Annotated in this window: 5 protein-coding genes and 1 riboswitch; of the genes, 3 read left to right on the top strand and 2 right to left on the bottom strand. The window is 45.7% G+C overall.

Translation table 11 applies throughout. The annotated features are described in order from the left end of the window. Nucleotides 1–101: 101 nt before the first annotated feature. On the bottom strand, nt 102–932 hold the full coding sequence (locus ACG95_RS01310; protein WP_047998770.1) for an aldo/keto reductase: 831 nt from the start codon (nt 930–932) through the stop codon (nt 102–104). 32 nt (nt 933–964) lie between these two features. Then, nucleotides 965–1444 carry a glutathione peroxidase gene (locus ACG95_RS01305; RefSeq protein WP_047998769.1) on the bottom strand — a complete coding sequence of 160 codons (480 nt, stop codon included), beginning with the start codon at nt 1442–1444 and terminating at the stop codon, nt 965–967. Nucleotides 1445–1590: 146 nt separating this feature from the next. Next, nucleotides 1591–1685, top strand: a riboswitch (TPP riboswitch). A gap of 101 nt (nt 1686–1786) precedes the next feature. On the opposite strand from ACG95_RS01305, the gene ACG95_RS01300 reads away from it, so the two are divergent. The 3 genes from ACG95_RS01300 to ACG95_RS01290 are packed head-to-tail and all read left to right on the top strand — an operon-like array spanning nt 1787 to nt 4447. Beyond that, on the top strand, nt 1787–2365 hold the full coding sequence (locus ACG95_RS01300) for an ECF transporter S component (RefSeq protein WP_047998768.1): 579 nt from the start codon (nt 1787–1789) through the stop codon (nt 2363–2365). Nucleotides 2366–2384: 19 nt separating this feature from the next. Beyond that, a complete protein-coding gene (locus ACG95_RS01295; protein WP_047998767.1) occupies nt 2385–3788 on the top strand; it encodes an ABC transporter ATP-binding protein in 1404 nt (467 codons plus the stop codon). Continuing rightward, nucleotides 3788–4447, top strand: coding sequence for an energy-coupling factor transporter transmembrane component T family protein (locus ACG95_RS01290; protein ID WP_047998766.1), 660 nt, complete (start codon nt 3788–3790; stop codon nt 4445–4447). The genes ACG95_RS01295 and ACG95_RS01290 overlap by 1 nt, the downstream gene beginning before the upstream one ends. The last annotated feature ends 59 nt before the right edge of the window (nt 4448–4506 follow it).

The following is a 4506-nucleotide window of genomic DNA, read 5'->3' as shown; positions in this document are numbered from 1 at the left end:
CATTGAATAATTAACTTTCAACCTTTAGAAACCAATTAAAAAGCTGACGTTGTATCATGGTCATCATGATGTAACGTCAGCTTTGTTTTCCATATTAACAACTAGAATTCTTGGTACACCGCTGGATCTTGGTTCTTCAACCGACCAGCGGCATGACTCAACCCATTAATGGTGGCCATATCAGCGGCACTGATTTCAAAATCGAAGACATCCAGATTACCTAACTGTCGATTTGGTGTGGATGATTTAGGAATTGGCAACGTCCCTAATTGTAGTTCCCACCGCAAGATCAGTTGGCCCACGTTCTTTTGATAGTGAGCAGCAACTTCCTGTAACGTCGTATTTTTAAGCATCTCACTCGCCCGACCTAGTGGACTCCAATCCTGCGTCAAAATATCGTGAGCAGTATCATAATCCCGTTGTGCCTGCTGATTAAAGTATGGGTGCAGTTCAACTTGGTTGATAACCGGTAACACACCCGTTTCAGCAGCCAGACGATCCAAATGTTCTGGTAAGAAGTTTGAGACCCCAATTGAACGCACTAGCCCTAACTTCTGGGCATCGATCAACGCGCGCCAAGCTTCCACGTAATGGTCTTCCTTGGGGTTAGGCCAGTGGATCAAATATAGATCATAGTAGTCGAGACCAGCTCGATACAAGGATTCTTGAATCGTATTAATCGCTTCATTGTAATTATGATGACGTCCAGGTAACTTGGATGAAATCACTAATTCCGAACGTGGCACTGATGACCGGCGAACTGCTTCACCCACAGCACCTTCATTTTCATAATTAAACGCTGTGTCAAGCAACCGGTAACCCCGATCAATTGCGGAATCGATTACTTGGACGCCGTGTGCGCCATTCAATTGATAGGTTCCAAAACCGATTTTCGGAATTGTTAACCCATCACGTAATGTATAAGTTTCCAACACGCTTCAACTCCCTCAGTAAAATACTTGCTTTATGAACGATCAGCTAAGGCATCACGAATCACTGCTTCAAACGTTGCTGGCCGTGTGGTTGGCGCATAACGTTCTAAGACGCGGCCATCGCGACCAATTAAGAACTTAGTAAAGTTCCACTTAATGCGACCGTGACCCGCAGCTTGTTTCAAATAGGTAAATAAGGGATCAGCCTCATCACCGTTGACCATCACGCGCTTAGTCATTGGGAAAGTGACCCCATAATGACGTTGACAGTAATCCTGGGTTTCCTCGTCATCAGCTTTTTCTTGATGGAATTGATTAGATGGTAATCCCAAGATCACCAATCCTTCATCCTGATATTTCTGATGAAGTTCCTCTAACCCTTTGAACTGGGGTGCTAAACCACAATTGCTAGCAGTATTCACAATCAACAAGACTTTACCACGATATTGGGCTAAGTCGAGCGCTGCACCACTCATTTCCGTTTCTGAATAATCATATACTGAAGTAGGCATCAACATTCCTCCTTAAGAATTCAACCTAATCTAAACGTTAATTATCTTTAGTAAACCACAAAAATGTGATTTTCCCATACACTTTGCTCTTATTCAGCACAATTAATTGCGCTTACATCTAATATTGGGTACACTGAACTTATCATTCATAGCAACTGGGGTGCCAATCACGGCTGAGATAATACCCATTGAACCTGAATCTGGATAATGCCAGCGCAGGGAGCAATGCTTTTTGGGGAACCATCAATTCAGACTTAGCCGCCTGCCACCGTATTACTAGTGGTAGGCGTTTTTTTCTGCTTAGATGCGTGAATGAAACACTATTCTTAGGAGGATTTACTCATGAAATGGGTTAAATCATGGTACTTAAGCGACATCATCTTACTTGCACTAGTTGGCATCTTTTTCGGTGCTATCTTTATGGGGACTAACTATGTTTATGACCTTTTAACCGCAGCATTAACGCCGTTTGGACTCAGCGGTCTTGCCAATGAGCTGCTACTCGGACTCTGGTGTATGCCAGGGATGCTGGCAGGTTACTTATTACGACTCAGGGGAGCCTCTGTACTAGGCGAACTCCTGGCTTCCATCGTTGAAATGTTCTTCGGCGGTCAATGGGGCATCACTACCCTGATTTCTGGAGTCGTTCAAGGTTTTGGCTCCGAACTCGGCTACATTGTCACTCGCTATAAGCACTACGACTGGATTGGATTAACTTCAGCGGCATTCACCACAACCCTAGTCACGTTCGGCTGGGACCTCGCCCGTAGCGGTTACGCCAAGCTACAACTCTGGTTGCTAGTACTCTACTTTGTCGTGCGTTTCATCTCAATGCTAGTCTTCGGTGGTATTTTGACTAGAGCCATTACGGATTTACTCGACCGAAGCCACGTGATGAAATCCGCACATCTTAACAAATAATGACGGGAGGTCCGCACACATGGCAACCATTGCGCTTAACAATTTAACTTACACGTACCCGCAGGCGCAAACGCCCATTTTGGATCACGTCAGCTTAACGTTTCCTGCTAACCAGTTCACACTGCTGACCGGGCCTTCAGGAACAGGAAAATCAACACTACTTCGGTTAATTGCGGGCCTATTACCATTACCGGATAATCAGGGAACTATCAATTTCGACGACGTACCTGTAAAAGCTGAACGCACTAATTCTTCCGCCCAACGAGTCGCAATGCTCTTTCAAAATCCTAATCAACAGTTTGCAATGGATACGGTGGAAAACGAACTGATTTTTGCGCTAGAAAACTTACGCGTCACACCGGACCAGATTCTAACACGCTTGGAGTATGCCCTCGATTTTGTCGGTATTCGCTCATTACAAAAACGACTGCTCAATCACCTGTCTGGTGGTGAAAAACAGAAAGTTGCACTGGCGGTCATCGTTGCCATGGATAGCGATGTCATTTTACTTGATGAACCGTTTGCCAGTGTCGATCCGGCCGCCCGAAAAATCCTATTAGAACGACTCGTCGACTTACGCAACACCGGCAAAACGATTATTCTCGCCGACCACGACCTGACTGGTTATCAGTCAATTGTTGATCAAGTCGTCAAGATTACAACGGATCACCAACTGGAGGTACTCGCTAAATCACAATGGTCAACGCTGTTTTCAGCTTTTGATGAACCCGCATTACCACCATTGTCAGCGCCACAGCTCGTTGATCAGCCCCTTTTCCAATTAACTAATACGACCTTAAAAGCGGGTACCCGGCAGCTTCTAAAACCGACTACCTGCCAACTATTGGCTCACCACACGACACTCATCACGGGGCCAAACGGCAGTGGTAAGTCGACTTTATTTGAAGCGCTCGTTCGCCTACATCCTTATGATGGCGCCATTTCCTACGATGGCACCATCATAACGAAGCTCAATCGCAAACGCTATGCCCGTCACGTTGCATTACTTTTTCAAGATGCAGAAACGCAATTCTTGAATATCACGGTTGCCGAGGAACTAGCCCAGAGCCAACGCTATGCTTATGGTGACTATTTCACATCTGCACGAATTCAGGCTGCATTGACCCAGTTGAACCTCGCTGATCACGATGAACAGGTCATCTACACTTTAAGTGAGGGGCAGAAAAAGAAATTGCAGATTCTCTTGATGCTGATCATACAGTCACCCGTCCTACTGATGGATGAACCATTAAAGGGACTCGATTTGGCATCCGTAACTGCTCTCGTGGATTTATTGCAGACGACTATCGCCGTCACGCAGCAGACGTTAATTATCATCAGCCACCAATTAACTGGACTGACACCGTTGATCGATTATCACCTACATTTTGACCAACAACAGCTTGAATGGGTGGTGCGCTGATGAATCCTAGTATGAAACTCGCGTTATTAGTAGTGATCGCCTTCGAATTATCATTCACAACAATCGTTAGCCTTAACGTCGCGCTGATTATTCTAGCGATTGCCTACCTATTAGCCCACCACGTTCGCTTACGGACATTAGCCTGGTTGTTAGTCGTCCCACTGTTACCCGCCATTGGGTTATGGAGTACTCAGTACATCAATGGTACCGGTAACCGTACTTTGATGGCGTGGGTGCTCTTTACGCGAATCTACGCGTTCGTCTTCACTGGGGCCACCTTCACACTGACGACGGATATTCTTCAATTAGCTGATTCGTTGGAGCAAAACTGGCATCTACCGGCTAAATTTGCGTACGGAGTCCTAGCAGCCTATAACCTCGTTCCGCGCATTAAGCATGAGGTCCAGATCATTCGAACTGCCGGACTAATGCGGGGTCAGAACTTATCTTTCTGGTCACCACAGTTGTACTTTAAGGCGATTCTCGTCTCAATCAACTGGTCGCAGAATCTCGCTGAAGCGATGCAGTCACACGGTTTTGTGGAAGATGCAGCACGGACACATTATCGAAAAGTCCCATTAACCACGATTGATTGGGCCATCGTCATTGGTGGCATTATCCTATTACAGGTTGGCGTCTTCGTTATTCCGTGGCGCTAACACTTAACCTAACTAAAGGTTGAATGTCTCAAAACAGCTTAAACCATTGATTTAACAGT

This window comes from Lactiplantibacillus herbarum (assembly GCF_001039045.1).
Taxonomy (GTDB): domain Bacteria; phylum Bacillota; class Bacilli; order Lactobacillales; family Lactobacillaceae; genus Lactiplantibacillus; species Lactiplantibacillus herbarum.
This window is presented reverse-complemented; position numbering and strand designations above follow the sequence as displayed.

Coding starts and splice junctions, on each gene's coding strand:
- ACG95_RS01305 (WP_047998769.1), bottom strand. CDS start 1,444: ATGCCTACTTCAGTATATGATTATTCAGAAACGGAAATGAGTGGTGCA.
- ACG95_RS01290 (WP_047998766.1), top strand. CDS start 3,788: ATGAATCCTAGTATGAAACTCGCGTTATTAGTAGTGATCGCCTTCGAA.
- ACG95_RS01295 (WP_047998767.1), top strand. CDS start 2,385: ATGGCAACCATTGCGCTTAACAATTTAACTTACACGTACCCGCAGGCG.
- ACG95_RS01300 (WP_047998768.1), top strand. CDS start 1,787: ATGAAATGGGTTAAATCATGGTACTTAAGCGACATCATCTTACTTGCA.